The organism is Rhodoferax sp., from assembly GCF_037143375.1.
Taxonomy (GTDB): Bacteria; Pseudomonadota; Gammaproteobacteria; order Burkholderiales; family Burkholderiaceae_C; genus Rhodoferax.
Window position 1 is genome coordinate 21,442 of the sequence record NZ_JBAWYV010000010.1, and the last position, 21,103, is coordinate 42,544.

At 56.9% G+C, this 21,103-nt stretch carries 21 protein-coding genes; 1 reads left to right on the top strand and 20 read right to left on the bottom strand.

What is annotated here, in order from left to right:
* Nucleotides 1–3 precede the first annotated feature (3 nt).
* The 4 genes from WCG50_RS03130 to WCG50_RS03145 form a co-directional block, all read right to left on the bottom strand.
* The gene (locus WCG50_RS03130) at nucleotides 4–2,400 is read right to left on the bottom strand and encodes an MMPL family transporter (protein ID WP_336898110.1); all 2,397 of its coding nucleotides are present in this window, start codon (nucleotides 2,398–2,400) and stop codon (nucleotides 4–6) included.
* A complete protein-coding gene (locus WCG50_RS03135) occupies nucleotides 2,400–3,443 on the bottom strand; it encodes a YCF48-related protein (protein ID WP_336898111.1) in 1,044 nt (347 codons plus the stop codon). Before WCG50_RS03135 ends, WCG50_RS03130 begins: the two co-directional genes overlap by 1 nt.
* A gap of 171 nt (nucleotides 3,444–3,614) precedes the next feature.
* Nucleotides 3,615–4,964 (bottom strand): DUF1329 domain-containing protein, encoded by a 1,350-nt coding sequence (locus WCG50_RS03140; protein WP_336898112.1) that lies wholly within the window; start codon nucleotides 4,962–4,964, stop codon nucleotides 3,615–3,617.
* A 34-nt stretch (nucleotides 4,965–4,998) separates the two neighbouring features.
* Nucleotides 4,999–6,690 carry a DUF1302 domain-containing protein gene (locus WCG50_RS03145; RefSeq protein ID WP_336898113.1) on the bottom strand — a complete coding sequence of 564 codons (1,692 nt, stop codon included), beginning with the start codon at nucleotides 6,688–6,690 and terminating at the stop codon, nucleotides 4,999–5,001.
* 560 nt (nucleotides 6,691–7,250) lie between these two features.
* On the opposite strand from WCG50_RS03145, the gene WCG50_RS03150 reads away from it, so the two are divergent.
* A complete protein-coding gene (locus WCG50_RS03150) occupies nucleotides 7,251–8,156 on the top strand; it encodes a LysR substrate-binding domain-containing protein (RefSeq protein ID WP_336898114.1) in 906 nt (301 codons plus the stop codon).
* 43 nt (nucleotides 8,157–8,199) lie between these two features.
* On the opposite strand, the gene WCG50_RS03155 is transcribed toward WCG50_RS03150, so the two are convergent.
* The 16 genes from WCG50_RS03155 to WCG50_RS03230 form a co-directional block, all read right to left on the bottom strand.
* The gene (locus tag WCG50_RS03155; RefSeq protein ID WP_336898115.1) at nucleotides 8,200–8,391 is read right to left on the bottom strand and encodes a 2-hydroxymuconate tautomerase; all 192 of its coding nucleotides are present in this window, start codon (nucleotides 8,389–8,391) and stop codon (nucleotides 8,200–8,202) included.
* Between the two features lie 20 nt (nucleotides 8,392–8,411).
* Nucleotides 8,412–9,200 (bottom strand): 2-oxo-3-hexenedioate decarboxylase, encoded by a 789-nt coding sequence (dmpH, locus tag WCG50_RS03160; protein WP_336898116.1) that lies wholly within the window; start codon nucleotides 9,198–9,200, stop codon nucleotides 8,412–8,414.
* Nucleotides 9,197–10,240 (bottom strand): 4-hydroxy-2-oxovalerate aldolase, encoded by a 1,044-nt coding sequence (dmpG, locus tag WCG50_RS03165; RefSeq protein WP_336898117.1) that lies wholly within the window; start codon nucleotides 10,238–10,240, stop codon nucleotides 9,197–9,199. The genes dmpH and dmpG overlap by 4 nt, the downstream gene beginning before the upstream one ends.
* Before the next feature lie 19 nt (nucleotides 10,241–10,259).
* Nucleotides 10,260–11,195, bottom strand: coding sequence for an acetaldehyde dehydrogenase (acetylating) (locus WCG50_RS03170; protein ID WP_336898118.1), 936 nt, complete (start codon nucleotides 11,193–11,195; stop codon nucleotides 10,260–10,262).
* 21 nt (nucleotides 11,196–11,216) lie between these two features.
* The gene (locus WCG50_RS03175; protein WP_336898119.1) at nucleotides 11,217–12,011 is read right to left on the bottom strand and encodes an SDR family oxidoreductase; all 795 of its coding nucleotides are present in this window, start codon (nucleotides 12,009–12,011) and stop codon (nucleotides 11,217–11,219) included.
* Nucleotides 12,012–12,020: 9 nt separating this feature from the next.
* Nucleotides 12,021–12,611: an antibiotic biosynthesis monooxygenase gene (locus tag WCG50_RS03180; RefSeq protein ID WP_336898120.1), complete on the bottom strand. Its 591-nt coding sequence runs from the start codon at nucleotides 12,609–12,611 to the stop codon at nucleotides 12,021–12,023.
* 11 nt (nucleotides 12,612–12,622) lie between these two features.
* A complete protein-coding gene (dmpE, locus tag WCG50_RS03185; protein WP_336898121.1) occupies nucleotides 12,623–13,405 on the bottom strand; it encodes a 2-oxopent-4-enoate hydratase in 783 nt (260 codons plus the stop codon).
* 115 nt (nucleotides 13,406–13,520) lie between these two features.
* Entirely contained in the window at nucleotides 13,521–14,372 is an 852-nt protein-coding gene (locus WCG50_RS03190; RefSeq protein ID WP_336898122.1) for an alpha/beta hydrolase, read from the bottom strand.
* Between the two features lie 7 nt (nucleotides 14,373–14,379).
* The gene (locus WCG50_RS03195; protein WP_336898123.1) at nucleotides 14,380–15,840 is read right to left on the bottom strand and encodes a 2-hydroxymuconic semialdehyde dehydrogenase; all 1,461 of its coding nucleotides are present in this window, start codon (nucleotides 15,838–15,840) and stop codon (nucleotides 14,380–14,382) included.
* Between the two features lie 46 nt (nucleotides 15,841–15,886).
* Complete coding sequence (locus tag WCG50_RS03200; RefSeq protein ID WP_336898124.1) at nucleotides 15,887–16,351, bottom strand: heme-binding protein; 465 nt, start codon at nucleotides 16,349–16,351, stop codon at nucleotides 15,887–15,889.
* A gap of 80 nt (nucleotides 16,352–16,431) precedes the next feature.
* A complete protein-coding gene (locus tag WCG50_RS03205; protein ID WP_336898125.1) occupies nucleotides 16,432–17,376 on the bottom strand; it encodes a catechol 2,3-dioxygenase in 945 nt (314 codons plus the stop codon).
* Between the two features lie 26 nt (nucleotides 17,377–17,402).
* Complete coding sequence (locus WCG50_RS03210; RefSeq protein WP_336898126.1) at nucleotides 17,403–17,750, bottom strand: 2Fe-2S iron-sulfur cluster binding domain-containing protein; 348 nt, start codon at nucleotides 17,748–17,750, stop codon at nucleotides 17,403–17,405.
* 12 nt (nucleotides 17,751–17,762) lie between these two features.
* Nucleotides 17,763–18,836, bottom strand: a complete 1,074-nt coding sequence (locus WCG50_RS03215) for a phenol 2-monooxygenase domain-containing protein (protein WP_336898127.1) — start codon at nucleotides 18,834–18,836, stop codon at nucleotides 17,763–17,765.
* Between the two features lie 15 nt (nucleotides 18,837–18,851).
* Nucleotides 18,852–19,208 carry a phenol hydroxylase subunit P4 gene (locus WCG50_RS03220; protein ID WP_336898128.1) on the bottom strand — a complete coding sequence of 119 codons (357 nt, stop codon included), beginning with the start codon at nucleotides 19,206–19,208 and terminating at the stop codon, nucleotides 18,852–18,854.
* A gap of 25 nt (nucleotides 19,209–19,233) precedes the next feature.
* Complete coding sequence (locus WCG50_RS03225; protein ID WP_336898129.1) at nucleotides 19,234–20,781, bottom strand: aromatic/alkene/methane monooxygenase hydroxylase/oxygenase subunit alpha; 1,548 nt, start codon at nucleotides 20,779–20,781, stop codon at nucleotides 19,234–19,236.
* Nucleotides 20,782–20,831: 50 nt separating this feature from the next.
* Nucleotides 20,832–21,101, bottom strand: a complete 270-nt coding sequence (locus WCG50_RS03230) for an MmoB/DmpM family protein (protein ID WP_336898130.1) — start codon at nucleotides 21,099–21,101, stop codon at nucleotides 20,832–20,834.
* Nucleotides 21,102–21,103: the final 2 nt, after the last annotated feature.

Genomic DNA, 21,103 nt, shown 5'->3' on the forward strand with positions numbered 1-21,103 from the left:
GATCTAAACGATGACCGGCGTTTTTTGACGCAGCAGAAAGTGACCCAGTGCGGGTAACAAAATCAGGGCGCCGAGCATGTTCCAGACGAACATGAAGGCCAGCAAAATGCCCATGTCTGCTTGAAATTTGATCGGAGAAAATATCCAGGTTGCCACTGCAATACCCAGCGTGATCCCCGTCAGAACCACCACTTTTCCGGTAAAAAGCAAAGCCTTGTAGTAGGCTTCAGACAGGCTTTTCCCGGCCTGCAACTGGGCTTGTGTCACGGTCAACACATACAGTGCGTAGTCAACACCAATCCCGACCCCCAGGGCAATCACCGGCAAGGTGGCAACCTTGACACCAATGTTCAGCGATACCATCAAGGCCTCGCACAGAACAGACGTCAGCATCAGCGGCAACACCGCGCAAACCACCGCACGCCAGGAGCGGAACGTGATGAAGGCCAGGATGATCACCGCGAGGTACACCAGCATCAGCATCTCGGTGTTGGCTTTTTTCACCACCATATTGGTCGCGGCTTCAATACCAGCATTGCCTGCAGCGGAGAGGAAACGGATTTCGGCGTTGTTGTACTGGGCGGCAAAACCTTCAACAGTTTTGACGACGCTGTCCAGCGTATCGGCCTTGTGGTCCTTGAGGTAGGCGTAGACCGTCAACAAGTCGCAATTCTGGTTGAACAACTCGCGCGGTGCCCGCGTAATGATCGAATTAAGCATGTCCTGGCTGCGTGGAATTTCATACCACTTCAGGCTGCCTTCATTGAGACCTGCCGCCGCCAGTTTGCTCAAGCCTGCAAGCGAGTTGGTTGCCTCTACGCCGGGCAACTGTTGCAACTCGTGCTCCAACGCATCCACTGCCATGACGGTGTCGTAATGGGCACAATGAAATTGCGGCGTCTTGACCATCACGATATACACGTCTGAGCTCGACGCATAGTTGGACACCATGAAGGCGTTGTCGCGGTTGTAGCGCGAATCGGGACGCAGCTCAGGTGCACCCTGATCGGTATCACCAATTTTTAATTGAAGGCTGATAACGAGCCCAATGACGCCCATGATGGCGGCAACGCTGATGGCCACCGTCGCCCACTTGCGCTGGGTGAATAAATCAAGGAAAGCCCAAAACGGATGTTTGGCATGGCCAGCGTCCTCGGCTTCTGCCAATTCGGACTTCAGACTCCGCTTTGCAGCAGTCGCACTGACACCCGTGAAGGAAAGGAGAATAGGCAGCAGGAGCAGGTTGGTGAAAATCAACACAGCCACACCAATACTGGCGGTAATGGCCAGATCCTGAATCACCTGAATCTGAATCACCATCAGCACCGCAAAGCCGACGGCATCTGCCAGCAGAGCCGTGACACCGGCCAGAATCAATCGGCGAAAGGTAAAACGTGCTGCCACCAGTTTGTCAGTCCCGCGGCCGATGTCCTGCATAATGCCGTTCATTTTTTGAGCCCCATGGCTCATCCCAATGGCAAACACCAGGAACGGCACCAGAACCGAATACGGGTCCAGTTCAAAATTCAGGGTTGGCAATAGTCCCAGCAGCCAGACCACCGCCACCACTGAGCAAGCCACCACCAGCAAGGTGCTGCGAATGCAACGGGTGTACCAGTAAAGCACGACGGTGCAAATAACGATGGCGATGGCGAAAAACATCAACACCTGCTGCAGTCCAGAGAGCAGATCGCCCACGACTTTGGCAAAGCCCGTCACGTGGATCTTGATGTCGTCGGTCTCGTACTGTTGCCGGAGTTTTTCCAAGCGTTTGGAGAGGTCGTTGTAATCAATCCGGGCCCCGGTTTCGGCTATTTTTTCTTGCAGCGGGACCAGGACAATACTGGACTTGAAATTCGCCGCCACCAGTTGCCCGATTTCACCCGACCGTTCTACATTGAGTCGCACCTGGTCGATATGGGCAGGCGTTCCGGCGTAATCTTCCGGGATGACCGGACCCCCATCCAGCCCCTCCTCCGTCACCCCAGTCCATCGCACCGCTGGTGTCCACATGGATTTCATGAAAGGCCGATCTACCCCCGGATACAGGAATACATCGTCAGTCACCTTGCGCACGACTTCGAGGTAGGCAGCATCAAAAATGGTGCCATTCTTGGTTTCAACGGCGATGCGAAGGGTGTTACCCGCACCGGCCAACTGCGATCTATTTTCAAGAAAATTGGCAATGTAGGGATGACGCGTCGGGATCATCTTCTCGAACGCGGCATTCAAGGTCAAGCCGGTGGCCTGATAACCCAATACCAGCGTTGCCAGCAAGCAAATCAGAACAATGATCAGTCGATTGTTGAAGAAGATTCTTTCAATCAGCGACCCTGAATTGGTGTCGAAATCTTCGAGGGATACTGCGCCGACATCCGGCTGTGGTGCCACATAACTCATTATTTTTGCTCCGAACGAAAGGCTTCAGCGGCGATGCGAACCGCACCGCGCTGGGTAGAGAGGATCAGGGACCCATCAGCCGCTTCAACAACGCCTGTGGCGGCATTCATTTTTGGAACGGCTACTTTGGCAAACGTCAATCCACCGTCACGGCTCAACATCAGACGTCCGGTTTCATCCACCACGACTTGTCGGCCATCGCGCAGGCGGGTGGCGGCGGTGAGCGTGACCGTTTGACCAAAATCGACCTTTTCCCATGACACGCCCTGGTCTGGTGAACGGAAGGCATTGCCGCGTAAACCAAAGATCAGGATGTTTCCGTCTGGGACGGTGACCGAACCAAATATGGTTCCTGGATACGGGCTTTTTAAGGCCGTGAAGCGCTCTCCGGCTTCACTGACCCGGTACAGCATGCCTTGCTCACCGGTGAGCAAAAGGTCGCGGCCAGCGACGGCAATGTTGTAGAAATGTCTGTTTTTAGGGTTGTCGATCTGCCCCAATTGCGACGCCCAGGTCTTCCCACCGTCGCGCGTTGCGAAGGTCAGGCCATAAGCACCCACGACGAAGCCACGCTGTTCGTCAAAAAAGTACACATCCAGAAACGGCTTATCAGCCCCTTCGGTCACCATGCGCTGGGCATCGCGTAGTCGTCGTGCGCCTGCATCCCCCAACTTGGTGACAGCAGCCTCTGCGGCTGCCACTTCTATTTGGGCCGCTTGTCTGCCGTCAAGCTGGCGCACCCAGGTTTCACCACTGTCCATGGTTTTCAGAACCACGCCACTGTGGCCCACGGCCCAACCCGTGTTGGCCGATACAAAACGAACATTGGTCAACGTCACGCTGGTTGGCACCGCCTTTGCCTGGCGCCAGTTTTGCCCGTTGTCGTCTGACAGCATGATGATGCTCATCTCGCCGACGGCGATCAGGCGCTTGCCTGCGATCGCCACCGCATTCAACACAGCAAACTTGGCACGCTCGGTATGTCGGGCTGGCATTTCCAGAATATCTATGCGCCCTCCCGCCACGGCGGTTGCAGCCTGCACTGATCCGCCTGTTAGCAGACTGACAGTGCTCAAAATTACGGCGGCAGTGAGCCCCCGCCACGTGGTTACGCGAGCGTCCATTTTCAAACCCAAACTTTGTTAAACCTTCCCCAGAGAACCCGGGGCCGGCAGAAAGTGCCGGGGAAAAATCTCCCCGGCATGCTTCTTCAATTAGCGACTAGCGTCAGCGGCAACGGCATCACCGGTAAAGTAGTTTTCAGATTTGCGTTGTGGCAAGACCTTGAAGGTGCCGCCATTGAGCGACTGCACCATACTCATCGTGCCCTTTTGCAAATCAAACACGGTGACCGGCTTGATAACAACCGCAGGGATCGCAGGAACGACGTATGGGAAGACCTGCGTCGTGCGCCACAGTTTGCCCTCTGGATCGTAGCCGTCCATCAACGTCAACAGCCAGGTATCTTCGTCCAGGTAGTAGCGGCGTTTAGGAACTGCGTGACGCTTGCCTGCCGCCACAGTTGCTTCGATTTCCCAAACACGGTGCAATTCCCAGCGCAGCTTGTCAGGATTCATGTGCCGCTTGGCAAACGCATCTTCTTCCTTCGCGGTCACCAGACCATTGGTGTTGTAGGGGACATACATCTCCTTCTTGCCGTTCAGTTTCCACTGGTAGCGATCTGGCGAACCCATGAGGCCCATCACTTCATCAAAGTAATTGGCACCCGACGCCACGAAGTCCGGCGTATCGTAGGCAACGGTGGGGGCACGGCGCACGCGACGCTGACCCACCAGGTACTGCCAGGTTTGACGAGGCGTGGCGACATTGACACTGTCGCGAATCACCAGTGACTCACCCGCCTTGAATGGCGGAGCAATGGTCATGAAGCGCTGCATCCAATACTCACCGGCCCACTTTTCAGCCGAACCGTCTTTGTAGTAGAAAGGATACTGGTTGGACTGATCATTGTGGGTTGCCATGGTGCGTACACCATCTGACGTACCAATGATGTTCTTGAAGTTCAGTTCCGTTGACTCCGCCTCTACCCGCAAGAGGTAGTTCCAGATCGCCTCGGCTCCATCTTTGGGAATAGGGAACGGAATACCGCCGAAGCAACCTTCGACCGAATAACCGCCAGCTTTGGTCTTGCAGTTGGTGGCATTCTTGAACGTGTTGTCATACACATACTGGGGGGCAACAGCAGTGCGGTGGGTTGGGTAAACATCGACCCGGAAGGTGTCCGGGTACTTTTTGAGCAAGGCTTGTGTGCCTTCGCTCAGCTTGTCGGCGTACTGCGCCATGTTTTTGGCGGAGATCTGAACGACCGCTTTTTCACCTGCAAAAATCTGGGTGGGGATGTCACCGATCTTTGGCGTAGCAGCCACCGTGGTCTTGCCATCCCAAGCGGGAATGCTGCCATCTTTATTGGCGGCCTTGTCGCCACCCAATGGCGTGAGTGTCGATTTTAATTTAGCGGCTTCATCGGCAGACACGGCTGCGTAGGCACCCGTGGTTCCGGCCATCAGCGCGACCACGGTCGCACACAACATAGTTTTTTTCATGATTCAGATCTCGTGATTGTGATTTTGGTTTGGATTAAAACGTCCGTTGCACTGAGAGAGAGATGAAATCTCGGTCACCGTGGAAGTTCTGGTATGAAAGTTCTGGGACTGCCGTGCCGTACTTGATCACCGCTCCGCTCGAGCCGAAGTAGTGCGTTAAGTTGAGACTGGTTTGCCACGTCTTCTTGTAGTCACCCTTGATGCCTATGCTGATGTTGCCGCCACCTTCTGAGGGCATCAGGGAAGACGCGCCCGCTATGGATGATCGACCACTGATGCCATATGCGATCCCGATCGGCACTTGAAGATCTAATCCCGGCATGACCTGGAAGTATTCAGGCTGGAATACAAACTGAATGGCGCTTGCACTTTCGGTTGCCAATGGATCAAGCTGGTCTTCATTCTTGGTGATCTTCAAGCGCTGGTTGTACGCGAACTCGCCAACGAAGCTGGCACCATGCCAAAGCGGACTGGCGCCCAGAACACTGATGGCAGACATATTCAAATGCAGTGAATCACCGACTGGATAGGCCGGATTGTTACCGCCATTGGCCGTGGTGTTTCCTGGCAGAACCACCGTGATGCCCCGCGCCACCATGGGCATATTGTTGCGAATGGAAAGTTCTGCCGCTACGTTGGTTTCACCCAGTAGCGTGCTGATACTTGCCCCGTATGTCTTGATATTTTCACCATAAACGAGCACATAATCGCCGATGAAACCACCGCCAGCATTCACCCCTGGGCGAACATAGAACTGCGGCATTTTGTCGTGAAACTGGGCAGCGTAGAAGCCATACTCTGAATCACCAACCTTAAATTTCACCTGTGCACCGCCTTGACCGGTATCACTTGCTTTGATGTCTTCACCACGACGCACGGCAGCACCAGGGCCAAGAATCAAGGATTCGCCACCCGCATCTGCAAAGTCTGCAAAGCTGAAATAGCTACCCGCTGCTGGAAGACTGTTCTTCTTCCACTCGAACTGGTAATACGCTCCCACAGAAACTTGTGGATTGATCTGGATTTGGGTGGACAATTGTTTGACGGGCATTGCAATTTCTTTGAATTGCGAGTTCGGTACGGAAAGGGCCCTCGCCAGATCAAGTGGTGTTTGCGCTGCGGCAATACCGTTGTAGCCAAAGAAGAGTGATTCGCCATAAAGCTGAGTGAACTGCCCGGCCTTGACGTTGACATTCATTTCACCTGGCGTGAAGCTTCCATACACAAAGGCATCCCGAAACTCAGCTTTACGACCATGCAGATCGCGAGTGGCATCTGTGAACTGGTTAGACGACGAAACTGATGTGGAATTTACAAACACGCCGCTGTTATCGTTGCTATGGCTGTATACATCGTCGTACCAAGCGGCGCCGCTGATGCGCAAGCCATAAGCATTTTTGTAGCGAAGATCAAACTCTGACAACCAATCCAAGCGATTGGAAATCATCGCCCCTTTTTTGAAATTCAGGTCACCATCGTTGGTGTTCATCTGAGGGCCTAAGGAATTGTCTGCCACTTTGGCATCCGCATCATTCAAGCGCCAGCCGGCACTGTATTTGAAAGTGTTGTCCCACGACATTTTGATGTCCGGGTTATCGGTTTCAATCCCAACGGCGTAGGCTGATCCCAGGGCGCTGACGCCACCCAGAAGAATCCCGATCGCAGCGCGTACTTGCCGTGCTGACGGAATCATCTTCAGGTGCCGAGTGCTGCTATTTTTTCTCATCTGCTGCTCCTAAATTTTCGACTTATAAGGTTGTCCGAACTACGCTTGTGACCGTGATAAGGCCGCAACTCACGCATTCAGACTTTGTAATTTACGCAGCCCGATAATTACCGTCCAATACTATGAAAATCCATGCTTGATACCGATTGGGTATGGATCGCAGCAAGATGCCCTCAGCCTCTTTATCTCCTAATAGCGCTGGCACATAGCTTATATTTCTCTAAATATTTTTATCAAATTCACTCATCGTTAAGGCTACAGTGAGACCTCGATGAGTAGTCATTTCTTCATGAAAACTCAATAGCCATGCGGCCCAGCGGATAGCTTCAGCTTGTTGACGCTTGTTTTCCACAGTGCCCTTATGGGTAGTTACCCTAGCTTGACAAGATTTTTATTTCCTACCAATTAATGATGCGGAATAACAAGTAATACGACTCGGTACAAACCCTTGCGTGTCTCCGAAACAACATTGTTTTTCAGGGTTAGTGGCACGTCAGCGTGGAATAGAATTTCAACTGGTTTTTTTGTTCAAATCTGAACTGATTTTTTAGTGCGAAGCTATGGATATTCGACATCTCAAATCCTTTATTGCGGTCGCCGAAGAACTGAACATTGGCCGGGCTGCGCTGCGCTTGCATATTTCTCAGCCACCGCTCACCCGACAAATTCAGCAACTCGAACAGGAACTTGAGGTTCAGTTATTTATCCGTACGCCGCGTGGCGTGGAATTGACCCAAGCCGGTGACATGTTCCTGGCCGAAGCCAGAAATATTCGTTACCTGATGGAACAGGCCATTGAGCGCACGGTGCGTGCCGGTCAAGGCAAACTGGGGCGGCTTGATATCGGCATCTTTGGTACCGGCATTCTCAAGGTCATTCCGCAGTTGCTGCACCTGTTCCGTGACACCCATCCCGATGTCAGAGTGGTATTGCACACGATGACCAAGGGCGAGCAAATTGAAGCGCTGCGACAAAAGCGGATCACGATCGGCTTCCATCGCATGCCACTCGCTCATCCCGACATCGAGAATTTATTGATCATTCACGAGCCTCTGTATTTGGCCGTATATGAAGATCATCCGCTCAGTCAACAGGAATCGATTTCCTTCATGGACTTGAAAAGTCACCCGTTGATACTGTTTCCCAATGGCGATCGACCTAACTTTGCCGACAAAATTATTGAGCTTTGCCGCAGCATTGGATTCATGCCTGAAATATCTCAAATCGTCGGGGATGTCGTGACGGGCGTGGCGCTGGTGGCCGGTGGGCTGGGGATGACGATTGTGCCCAAATCAGCTACCACGTTGAAGTTGCCGGGGGTGGTCTACCGCCCCTTTGCAGACAAATTTCCAACTCACGTTGACCTGAGTTGCATACACCGCAAGGACGATGACTCCGCTATATTGAAGGCTTTTTTGGCGGTCATACAGACGTTCAAAGACAATCTGAAAAAGGAAGAAGACTGAAAAACGGGTCACCAACCCGCCTGATTGGTGACCCTTCTTTGCGTCAGCGGCCCATGTCTTTGGCGCTGACCCCGGCAATACCCCAGTTCTCTTTGGGCACGTCGTGAATCCAGACGCGCACATTGGCGATAGGCGCCCCTACCGCCTCCACCAGTGCCGCGGTGACTTTCTCGATCACGGCGCGTTTTTGTTCTTCGGTACGACCTTCAATGAGGTAAATCTGTGCAAAAGGCATTCGGGTTTCTCCTGCGGGCTTCAAACAAACCGCATGCTGGTGCTGCCCATGCCCTGCACGCGTAAAGTGACATTGTCACCGGCCTGAACCGAGACCGCTTCGGTGATACCACCCGATAAAATCAGGCTACCCGCCGGAATGCACTCACCCCGTTCGGCCAGATGGTTGGCAAGCATGGCAATGGCGGCCGCCGGGTGGCCCAGCACCGCGGCACCGGCGCCAAAGGCGACGGCTTGTCCATTTTTCTCGAGCACGATGCCGACGGTGCGCAGGTCAACACCCGAGACGCTCATGGGCTGCCCGCCAACCACGAAGCGCGCGGCCGAGGTGTTATCAGCCACCACGCTTTTCAGATCGAATTTGAAGTCGCGGTAACGGCTGTCGATGACTTCGATGCCGGGCATCACAAAGTCGGTGGCGGCCAGCACGGCGCCGATGTGGCAACCGGGGCCGCGCAACTCGGTCTTGGTAACGAAGGCAATCTCGGGCTCGACTTTGGGGTGAATCAGTTCACTCACTTTGCACTCGCCGCCATCGGGCACGGCGTAGTCGTCAGTCATGAAACCGAACACCGGTGTGGTGACACCCATTTGTTTCATCTTGGCGTGAGAGGTCAGTCCGGCTTTGAGGCCGATCACGCGCGCGCCACGTGCCACCTTGCGGCGGCGGATTTCATCTTGAATGGCGTAGGCGTCGTCCCAATCCATTTCGGGATAGTCGTCGGTGATTTTGTGGGTGTCTTGCTGCTGCAGCTGGCAGTTTTCCAGACGTTCGGCCAGAGCGAGAATAGTTGCGTTGTCGAGTTTCATGCGGCTACCTTGGTTTGATTTTGACGGGCACGGGCCAGAGTCATGGCGGTATCGTCGATCATGTCTTCCTGTCCGCCAACCATGCCACGGCGGCCCATTTCCACCAGAATGTCACGGGCGCTCACGCCATATTTCTTCTCGGCGCGCTTGGCAAACAACAGGAACGAGCCATACACACCGGCGTAGCCAAGCGTCAGCGCGTCGCGGTCGATGCGGATCGGGAAGTCCATGATCGGAACCACAAGATCTTCGGCCACGTCCTGAATCTTGTACACATCAACCCCGGTGGCGACGCCCATCAGGTCCAGCACCGAGACCAGCACTTCCATTGGCGTATTGCCCGCGCCAGCCCCCAGGCCAGCGGCGGCGGCGTCGATGCGGTTGGCGCCGACTTCCATCGCTGCAATTGAATTGGCCACGCCCATCGCGAGGTTGTGGTGGCCGTGAAAGCCCAGCTCGGTTTCGGGCTTGAGTGCTTGGCGCACGGCGCTCAGCTTTTGCTTCACGTCATTGGGCAGCATGTGGCCGGCCGAGTCCGTGACGTAGATGCAGTTGGCACCGTAGCCCTGCATCAGCAGCGCCTGGCTGACCAGCTTTTCAGCGCTGGCCATGTGCGCCATCATCAGGAAGCCGACGGTGTCCATGCCCAGCTCGCGCGCCTTAGTGATGTGCTGCTCGGACACGTCGGCTTCAGTGCAGTGCGTGGCCACGCGGATGGTGCTGACGCCCAGGTCCTTGGCCATCAGCAAATGATCAACGGTGCCGATGCCGGGCAACAGCAGTGCCGAAATTTTGGCCTGTTTCATCAGCGGGATCACCGCGCCCAGGTATTCCTCATCGGTATGCGCTGGAAAACCGTAGTTGACCGAACTGCCACCCAGACCGTCACCATGGGTCACTTCAATCAACGGGATACCGGCGGCATCCAGGCCGCAAGCGATGCTTTTCATCTGGTCGAGCGTCATCAGGTGGCGCTTGGGGTGCATACCGTCACGCAGAGTCATGTCGTGAAGCGTGATTTTTTTGCCTTGCAATGTCATGTCATTTCTCCTAAGGGGTTCAGGCAAAAGCCGGGGTGGCGATTGCAGCGGCGGTGGCCTTGAGCGTGAGGCGACCCGCGAGGATTTCTTCAGCAAACATTTCGGCGGTGCGGGCGGCGGCGGCGGTCATGATGTCGAGGTTGCCAGCGTACTTGGGCAAGTAGTCGCCCAGGCCTTCCACTTCCATGTAAACCGAGACACGGTTGCCGTCAAACACCGGGCCATTGACCAGGCGGTAGCCAGGCACATACTTTTGCACCTCGGCCAGCATCTGGTGAATCGACGCCGTGATTTTTTCCTGATCGGGGGTGGTTTCGGTCAGGCAATGCACGGTGTCGCGCATGATCAGTGGTGGCTCGGCCGGGTTGAGAATGATGATGGCTTTGCCCTTTTTGGCACCGCCCACTTTCTCGACCGCACCCGAGGTGGTGCGCGTGAATTCATCGATGTTCTTGCGCGTGCCGGGCCCGGCGGACCGGCTTGACACCGTGGCAACGATTTCGCCATAGGCTACGGGCTGCACGCGACTCACGGCGGCCACCATCGGAATCGTGGCCTGGCCACCACAGGTGACCATGTTGACGTTCATCTCGCCCTTGCCGACATGTTCCAACAGGTTCACCGGTGGCACACAGAAGGGGCCAATGGCCGCAGGCGTCAGGTCAATCATCATCACGCCCAGAGCATTGAGCTTGCGCGAATTTTCGGCATGCACATAGGCGCTGGTGGCGTCAAAGGCGATTTGCACACCGTCAGCCAGCACATGCGGCAGCAAGCCGTCGACACCTGCGGCGGTGGTTTTGATGCCCATTTCGCGGGCACGCTTGAGGCCGTCGGATTCGGGGTCGATGCCGACCATCCAGACCGGCTCCAGCACCGGGCTGCGTTGCAGCTTGGCCAGTAAGTCGGTGCCAATGTTGCCGGGCCCGATCAGGGCGCATTTGATTTTTTTCATGAAGACTCCGTAGGGTTTAATTTAAATGAGGGAACGCACCACGCCGCCTTCAACGCGCAGTGCGGCGCCGTTGGTGGCAGCAGCGCGCGGGCTGCAGATATAGGTCACCATGGCCGCGACTTCAGGCGGCTCGATAAAGCGCTGCAGCAAGGAGGTGGGTCGGGCGAATTTGAAGAAGTCGTGCTCGGCTTGGGCCAGCGTTTCTCCGGCGTCCCGCGCCAGCGTGGCAAAGAACTCGCCCACGCCTTCGGTGCGGGTAGGGCCAGGCAGCACGGCATTGACCGTGACACCGGTGCCGATACAGGTTTCAGCCAACCCGCGCGACACCGACAACTGGGCCGACTTGCTCATGCCGTAATGCACCATATCGCCAGGTGGGCAAATGCCCGATTCACTGGAGATGAAAACAATCCGACCCCAGCCACTCGCCTTCATGAGGGACAGGTAATGACGGCTCAGGCGCACGCCGCTCAGCACATTGACTTCGAAGAACCGCAGCCAGTCGTCGTCGCTGATGTGCTCGAACGCTTTGGGCTCGAAGATGCCGAGGTTGTTGACCAGAATATCGACCTCGCCTGCGGCGTCCAGCAGACGCTGGCAACCGGCGGCAGTAGATAAATCGGCCTGCACACCGTCCACCATCGCATCTGGCAGTTCCGCTTGAATGCGCGCTACCGCGCTGGACAGCCGCACCGCATCGCGACCATTGAGGATGACGCTGACGCCTTCGGCGGCCAGTTCGCGCGCGGTGGCCCAGCCAATGCCCGAGGTAGAGCCGGTGATCAAGGCGCGCTTGCCTTTTAGTTGAAGATCCATAGAGATTCTTTATGAAATGTGGGGCCGCGTGGCGGGATAAAGCCACGGCTTGAGCAGTTGGGTGAGTTGGGGCGCCACCAACCAGGTCATGATGATCACGACCAGCGAGGTCAGCACCATCACGCGGGGTAGCAAGGCCCATGAGGCCAGCAAGGGCCCCAGCAACAAAAACATCGCATACACCGTGGGGCAAATGCCCAGCCAGGTGACGACCGCCACTTTCCAGCGTTGTGGTGGCATCTGCTTGGGGCCTACGGGTGCGGCAAACCAGTGGCCCAGGCCGCTGACCTGACGCTGCGTTTGGCCTTCGATGTACGGCGCAATCGCGGCCAGCCCGAGCGTCCGCGTGGGTGACTGCTGCCAGCCCTGCAAGTGCTCTGCCGTGTCAAACGCAAACACCACATGGTACAGCGCGGCGTCTTCTCCGCCCTCTTCGTCTGGATGCACCAACTGGCCGCCCAGATAACCAGGGAAGGTACTTGCGGCGGCGGTCATGTCGGCGGAGGCTTTTTCAAACGCTGTCTCGTGCCCGGCCTTGACCCGGCGCGTGATCAGCACCGTGACGGCACCCGCAGGTTTGTCGAGGATCGCTGCTGCCATGGCTTTTTGCCTCAGTGAAAGCGCACCGAGCAACTGCCCATGCCACCAATCGACACCCGGAAGTTGTCGCCGGCCTTGGCGGGCGACATGGCGGCCAGTGCGCCGGACAAGATCACTTCGCCGGCTTTGATGCCGATGCCCAAGCGGCCCAAGGTGTTCACCAGCCAAGTCACGGCATTCACCGGTGAGCCCAGTGCCGCTGCGCCAGCACCGGTGCCGATGATTTCGCCATTTTTTTCCAGCACCATACCGCAGGTGGACAGGTCGATGCGGCGTGGGTCCACGGCGCAGTCGCCCAGCACAAACACGCCACACGAGGCGTTGTCGGCCACGGTGTCCTGAATCTTGATCTTCCAGTCGCGGATGCGCGAGTCGACGATCTCAAAGCACGGCATCACGCACTCGGTGGCAGCCAGCACGTCGGCGTTGCTGATGCCGGGGCCCATCAGGTCTTTTTTCAAGATGAACGCAATCTCGCCCTCTGCCTTGGGCTGGATCAGGGTGCTGGCATCCACCGACTGGCCTTCGTTGTAGATCATGCCGTCGAGCAGGTAGCCAAAATCAGGTTGGTAGACGCCCAGCATGTTCATGACCGCCGCCGAGGTGACGCCGATTTTTTTACCAACGACGCGCTCGCCCGCGCTCAGGCGGCGTGACAGCATGCGCTGCTGGATGTGGTACGCGTGCTCGATGGTGATGTTGGGGTGGCGCGTGGTCAGCGGCTCGACCACGGTTTGCGTGCTCATGGCGTGGTACAGCTCGTCGCCCAGCGTTTCGATCAGTTTGGCATCCATATGTGAAAAGGTCCGGTTGGTTGAATTTGAATAAATGGTTTTATATGTTTTAGGCCTCTAGCGCAGGTATTACCTGCGTAAGCAGCTATCAAAACTATAGTAAATCGAAGTAAGGTCAGGTCTTGAGCGCATCCGCTTCGGTCAGAAAATTCTCGACCAGCAGGGCAAAGCGCGCTGCGTGTTCTATCTGCGTCCAGTGACCACATTGGCCAAACACATGCAACTGGCTGCGCGCTATCCATTGCGACAGCGTCTGCGACGTCGTCAGCGGAATCACCTGGTCTTCGCGCCCATGCACCATCAAGGTTTCATGCGGCAAAGCGCGAATATCGGCCTCGCTGCTTTCCATGGCCGGCAACCAGCGCTGGCGTGGGGCCGGAAACATGGCCGCAAACGACTCCTGAAAACCGGGCTGAATGCTGGCCTGGTAGCGCAGCTGGGCCAACTCGTCGGTGACGCGTGCGCGGTCAAACGCAAAGATGTCCAGCAACTGGCGCATGCTGGCCAGTGAGGGCGTGTAGCCCCAAACCGCATCAAGGCCGGGCGTGATGACAAAAGGCACGCCCACGCTGCCCATCAGCACCAGACGGCGCACCCGCTTGGGGTGGGCAATGGCCAAGGCCAGGGCCAGCGCACCACCAAAAGAGTTGCCAATCAGATCGGTTTGCTCAATGCCCAGCGTGTCGAGCAAATCCACCGCCTGTTGCACCCAGATCGCCATGCTGTACTGCGCGTTGTCGGTGGGGTCGGCGGGCCGCTCGGTGTAGCCAAAACCCAATAAATCGGGGGCGATGACGCGGCGTGCTTGGGCCAGTACCGGCAACAACAAGCGCCAGTTGGCCCAGGCGCTGACACCGGGGCCGGAGCCGTGCAACAACAGCACCGGAAAGCCCTGGCCCACGTCGTGCACATTGCTATGGAAAGCACCGGTGCGAACCCGGTTGGCGATCTCTGGATTGGCGCTCATGGGCATCTCAGTACTTGATCATCACGTTGCGCAGTTCTGTGTAGAACTCCAGCGAATGCACGCCGCCTTCACGGCCGATGCCGGACTGCTTGGAGCCGCCAAATGGGGTGCGCAGGTCGCGCAGGAACCAGCTATTAATCCAGCACAGCCCCACTTCAATTTGTGTCGCCAGGCGGCTGGCACGGCTGATGTCCTGCGTGTAGATGGAGGTGGCCAGACCGTACTTGGTGTCATTGGCCATGCGCACCGCCTCTTCTTCGGTGTCAAAGGGCTGAATATGGCAGCAGGGGCCAAAGATTTCTTCACGCACAACGGTGGCGGTTTCCGGCAGGCCCGTCCAGATGGTGGGTTGCACCCAGCAACCGTCTTTCAAATCATCGGGCATGTCAGGCACACCGCCGCCGAAGACGATGTTGGCGCCCTCTTCTTTGGCTTTGGCGTAGTAAGACAGCACTTTCTTCTGGTGAATTTTGCTGACCAGCGGGCCGATTTTGGTGTCATGGTCAAACGGGCGACCGGGCTTCATTTCTGAAGCCTTGACCTTCAGCGCGGCGACAAATTTGTCAAAGATCGGACGCTCCACATAGACGCGCTCAGTTCCCAGGCAGACCTGGCCGGCGTTCTCAAAAACCGAGCGGGTGACGGTATTCACGGCGTTCTCGAAGTCGCAATCAGCAAACACCACAGCGGCGTTTTTGCCACCGAGTTCCAGCGACACCGGGCGGATGCCGTCAGCCCCCGCTTTCATGATGGCGGTGCCGGTCTTGGTCTCCCCGGTGAAGGTGATGCCGTTCACGCCCTGGTGGGCCGTCAGGAAGGAACCCGCCGAGTTGACACCAAAGCCGTTGACCACGTTGTAGACGCCGGGTGGCACGCCAACCTTGTTCATGACCTCGCCCAACAAGGTGGCGGTGCTGGGGGTGGCCTCTGACGGCTTGACGACCACGGTGTTGCCGCAGGCCATGGCCGGGCCGCATTTCCAGGTCATCAGCAGCAGTGGCAGATTCCACGGGCAGATGATGGCAATGACGCCGCGCGGGGTACGCACGCCGTAGCTGCGGGCCATTTTGCCGTCGGGGGTGCGCATCTCGAAGGATTCGGTCGAGACGTTCTTGATGGTGTCGGTGAATATCTTGAAGTTGGCGGCACCGCGCGGGATGTCGATGTGCGAGGCCAGGTGTGCCGGCTTGCCGGTATCGGCAATTTCGGCTTGCAGAAAGTCATCAAAACGGCGGTTTATCTCGGCCACTACCCCATCCAGCATGGCGCAGCGGTCGACCACCGAGAGCTTGCCCCAGGGACCGTTCAGTGCTGCGCGAGCGGCGGCCACGGCGGCATCCACTTCGGGCTGGCCGGCTTCATGGACCATGCCGATCAGGCTGTTGTCAACCGGGTTGCGTTTCTCGTAGGTCTTGCCGCTGACATTGGTGACGTATTCGCCGTTGATGAAGTTCCGGATGTCTTTCATTTTTTTTCTCTCTCTTGAAGTGCTAATGGGTGGGGGCGAATCGTCGCTATGCGGTTATCCCGAGGGTGGCCAGTCCGGCGCGGGCACAGGTTTCATCCTCTTGCTCGGAGCCGCCGGAGACACCGATGCCGCCAATGCGCTGACCACTGTCCACGATGGGCAACCCGCCGCCAAAGGCCACAAAGCGGGGCCGCAGCACGATGCCGTCGCGCACGGCGGGCGAATGCTGCTGCAGTGCGCCATGCCACTGGCTGGTAGCCAGACCAAAGCTGACCGCGGTATAGGCCTTGTCGATGGCGATCTCTACTGAATGCAGCGGGGCCCCCGGCATTCGCAAGAAAGATGCAAGCACACCGGAGGCATCAACCACCGCGACATTGACGCGCACGCCCATGGCCTGTGCCGCCTGCACCGCGGCGCCGACGGCCTGGTGGGCGGCGTACCAGTCAATCGTGGGCACAACGACGCTAACGGGGGGGTGAGTGGCTTGCTGTGAAAGAGGCTGGTTCATGGTGCTTGCTACGTTTCTAAAACAAAGGCACCCCAAGCTGATGAATCAGGACTTGGGGTAGCCACGGCTCATTCAATCAATCAGGTATACACCTCTGTGAACGACGACACCATCTCACCCGTGTGGAAGAAGATGCCGTTGCCCAAGTGAGACTCATCCCAGGTGGTGACGGGCCGGTCGCGTTGGGCCAGGTAGCCCAGTCCGGCGAAGGTTTCATTGCGATTGCCGCTTGGGTCAAAGAAGTAAATCGTCTCGCCGCGCGTAATGCCGTGGCGTGTCGGAGCGACGTCGATTTTGGTCTTGGTCTTGCCCATGATGTCGGCGGCCTTCAGGATGTCGTTCCACGAATCAAGGTAGAACGCAATGTGGTGCAAGCCCATGCGGGGACCGCCCACAAAGGCGATGTCATGCGGCGTGGTGGTTCGGGCCAGCCAGGTGGCCGCTTGCATGTCGCCGGCGGGGCCGACCAGGATCTGCTCCGTGAGGAAGAAGTCCAGCACTTCCATGACAAACTTGGTGTTCTCGGCGACCTTGTTGACACCGGTTTCTGGGTTCAGCTCACACATCAACAGGCAGTGATCAAGCCAGTGCGCGCCTGCGCCCTTGATGTTGTCTGGCCACGGATCTGGGTTCTGCGTGCCGACCTCGGTGCCAACGTACTCTTTCATCGCATAGAGGCGCATTTCGTGGCCGCTGGGCAGGTTGAATTGCAGCATGCGTCCGGTAGAAGGCAGTGTGCCTTCAGGCAGGATAGTGGTGGCGATGCCGTAGGCTTCGACCTTGGCTTTCAGGTCGTCCAGGTCAGCGTCTTTCTCCAGCTTGTAGGCCACATGGTTCAGGCCAGCCTGGTCTGACGGGGTCAGCACCAGCGAGTATTTATCCCACTCGTCCCAGCACTTGAGGTACACGTTGCCGTGCTTGTCTTCCATTGTTTTTTTCATGCCCAGCACGTTTTCATAGTGCTTGAGCGCAGCCGCCATGTCCATCACGCGAATGCTGATGTGACCAATACGCAAAATACCCATTTGATGTCTCCTCGTTGTTTAAATAATCAGGGATTTACCGTGAAGGCAAACCCTTTGCTGAACGGCTTTTCAAACTTACCCACCACCTTCAACTCAATAGCGGTGACGGGCGCAACACGGCAGGCCAGCGTCAAGCCGTCTGCCTCCTCCGCGGCACTGACGTGCGCGCGACTGATGGGCCCGAGCGGGCGACATTGCCCCTCGAGAACGTGGACCTTGCAGACACCGCAGCCGCCGTTGACGCAACCCACCGGAATGCTCTTGCGGCCCAGACGCAACATGCCTTGCAACAGACTTTCGTCGTTGGCACACAGAAAGGTTTCATTGGTCTGCGCGACGTGCACACTGACCTTGGGGCGGGTGTCGAGAATCATCGTGATCGCTCCTCAAACCCGCTTGAACAGCGGACTGCGCGTCTGGTTGGCATCGGCCGCCGAAATAAATTTTTCGGTGTAGATGTCCCGCTCGAACAAGCGCCCCTGCATGAGAGTAGTTATGCACGCTTCAATCATGATCGGCGGACCGCACAGGTAGGCCTTGCGACCCCTGAAGTCATTGGCAAAATGGGCTTTCGCCGCCTCATGCACCATGCCGCGCGCGCCCGTCCATCCAGAGTCGGCAGGCTCGTTGGAGAGCACCGGCACGTAGTCAAAATGTGCATGCTGCGCGGCCAGCGCCACGAACTCTTCGTGGTGGTACAGCTCGGACTGGTGGCGCGCCCCGTTGACCAGTGCAATCTGACGTGTGCAGCCTTGTTCCAGCAGATCCAGGATCATTGAGCGTGGGCTCGACAAGCCAGAACCACCCGCCAGGAACAGGTACGGCAGTTGTTCTGCCTGATGCTGTTTCTGGCGCACAAAGAAGCGCCCGTAGGGTCCACTGAAGCGAACCGCTTCGCCCACCTTGAGCGTCTCGTGCACCCAACCGGTGGCGACGCCACCGGGCACGCGCCGAATGTTGAGCTCGATTTCACCCGACGCTGAAGGCGCACTGGCGATGGAGAAAGCCCGGCTTTGGACCTCGCCCGGCACCACCAGATTGATGTACTGCCCAGCTTGGAACACCATGTTTTTCGGGGCGTCCAAAGTGATCCAGACCCCCTTGACCGTTGGGGTCAAATCAGCCAGACGGGACACTGTGCCACGGTAGTCCTGCACCGGCAGATTCAGGGCATCGGGTTCTTCTTCAATTTCGGCGTCTATCGTCACGTCTGATTGCAGCGTGGCGCAACAGGCCAGCGTTTTGCCTTCTTCGCGTTCATAGTCCATGAGCGCGAAGTTGGATGCCGCACCATGATCCACTTCACCATCGGTGACTTCGATCTTGCAGGTCGCACACAAACCATGACAGCAGGCGTGAGGCAAGTAAATGCCGGCCCGCAGCGCGGCGTCGAGGATGGTTTGACCGTCCTCGACCTCCAGCACTTGTCCGGTCGACTCGATGGTGAGTTGATAGCTCATCAGTGCCTCGTTACTTTAGTTGCACGAACCGTTCAGGCCATTCAGGCCCGGCGTTCTGAAACGGATCACATCCTTGTGACCCAGGCCGTTTTCAGCGAGTGTTTTCTCGGCATCCGGCGTCCAGGGTTTGCCAGATTTGAACCACTCGGCTTGGGTCCAGTCGATCTTGGCAAAGTCGGGATGAGCGCCAAACAGGCCTGGAAAGGCACCGGCCAGCATGTCACCAAACTTCAGGGTGGGTGGCATCGGGGCACAGAACGGCGCGCAGAACATGAGATGGTCTTCCCATCCGATGTAGAGCAACGGAGCCGGAAATTTATCCACGGTGTCCTTCTGGATGAAGGGGTAGGGGCGAAGGGATGCAATAGCCATGATGAATCGGTCTCCTGTAGGTGGCTTAGTTGCCGGTGGCGAGATCGCGCCAGGCCTGGAAGTTTTTCTGGTCCTGCGAGCCTTCAAAGTCAAGGTTGTCACGGCCCATCTCGATGCGGTACCACTTGAGGACTTCGGCCAACGGATCGAAACCGGGGGCTGTGGGGTCAGCTTCTGGGGTGAAGCAATTACCTTGGTAAATTTGGTGCACGGGCAACCAGGCCTGGATGTATTTCTCCGGCTCGTGGTCAAAAATATCCTTGCAGCCGTCAGAGCAGAAGTGGTACTTCATGCCGCTGTAGTCGGACTCGCGGTAGGCGATCTTGGTCGGGTCATCGGGCTCGGTGAAGACCATAGGGATCTGGCAGGTCTGGCACAACATCGGCAGTGTGCCGTTGTAGAAGCGACGGCCTTCTTTGGCTTCCTTGGCCCAATGCTCAAACCTTGGCCGGTAATGTTTATCGAAGGTATCGGGGTACTTGGCCGACAACCATTCCATTTCTGACTCGGTTGGTGCCCAAGTGTGGAAGGCAGCGGCTGCACCGTAGTTGTAAAAGGTGGACCAGGCCTGATGCGACAGGTGGTCCTTGTCCTTGCACGCCTGCTCCCAGCCCTTGGGGACGGTGATACCGTAGCGTGCCAGGTCGGCAAACAAGGCGCCGCCATTGGCTTCAGCATAGGTCTCCCAGGCTTCTTTCCAGCTCATCACGCGCTTGGGCAACATGTAGTCCATCATCATGGCCACAAGGGTCAAAACGCGGTAGCCGCGCCAGAACCATTTGTCGATCCAGCGCTGCACGATGGGCAGGTTGTCCGGGTCTTGTTCCAGGATGAACTTGATCATCTCCAGGCCCAGCGTCATGTGACGCGCTTCGTCCGATTGGGCCGAGAAGCCGAAGGCCATCGCGGCCATGTCGCCGTTGTAGGCAGCACCGGAGATGAACGGCACAAACAGCAGGTTGGTCAGCACGTATTCAAACGCAAAACCAATCGACACCATGAACTCAAACGGACCAGCGGTGACTGCGTCGTCAAAGAACGACTTGGGCACTGACAGGTACCAGACGCGGTCATTCTGGTGATGCCAATTCTGGAAGCCGTTGTAGAACTTGTTGTAGTTCGACATCGAATGAATTTGCGTCTGCGAGTGGCGGATTTCATCGAGTGACTGCATCAGGCAGGCCACGCGGGGACCGGCTCCGGCGAACTGGCGTCCGACGTGGGCAAAGCCCCGGTGCGCCATGTATTCGGCGGGAGAAATTCCGGTCATGAACAGTTTGAGCGCATTGATGTAGCGCGCATCTGTCACTTGCAGATGCCCATTGTTCTGGTTAAAGGCGTCGATGATGGCGTAGAGTTTTTTCTCTTTTTCCGACTGGTATTTCCAGTAGGCATCCATCGTCAGGCGGAACGGATCTTCAAACTTGTCCCAGTCGTGAATCTTGATGCCTTCGTACTCAAGGTACGGAAAAATATCCATCTTCTTCTGGTAGGTGGGTTCCCAATCGAGATCGCGCGTCAACAGGTTGTAGCGATCTTTCAGGTTCAGTTTTTTATTGACTTTCATATCCATGATGTGTCTCCGGTGCTTGTAGGGGCTCTATAGGAAGGGGGGAGGTGCTGTCAGTGCTTCCAGCTCAGCGTGAACTCGTCATCGGTTTCTTCGATGTAGCCGGTCAGCGTGATCAGGTTGATGTGCAGTTCCTGCAAATTGAATGACCGCCCCATTTGCTCCTCCACGGATTCGCGACGGATCACCATCATGTCGGGGGCATCGACCTTGACCATGGCGGGCTGCATACTCACCACAGCATTTGGGTTATCGGCCACGATGGCATCGACGATGCAACGGGTTTCTTCGTTTCTTTGAAAGGCAATGAATACGTTTGACATAG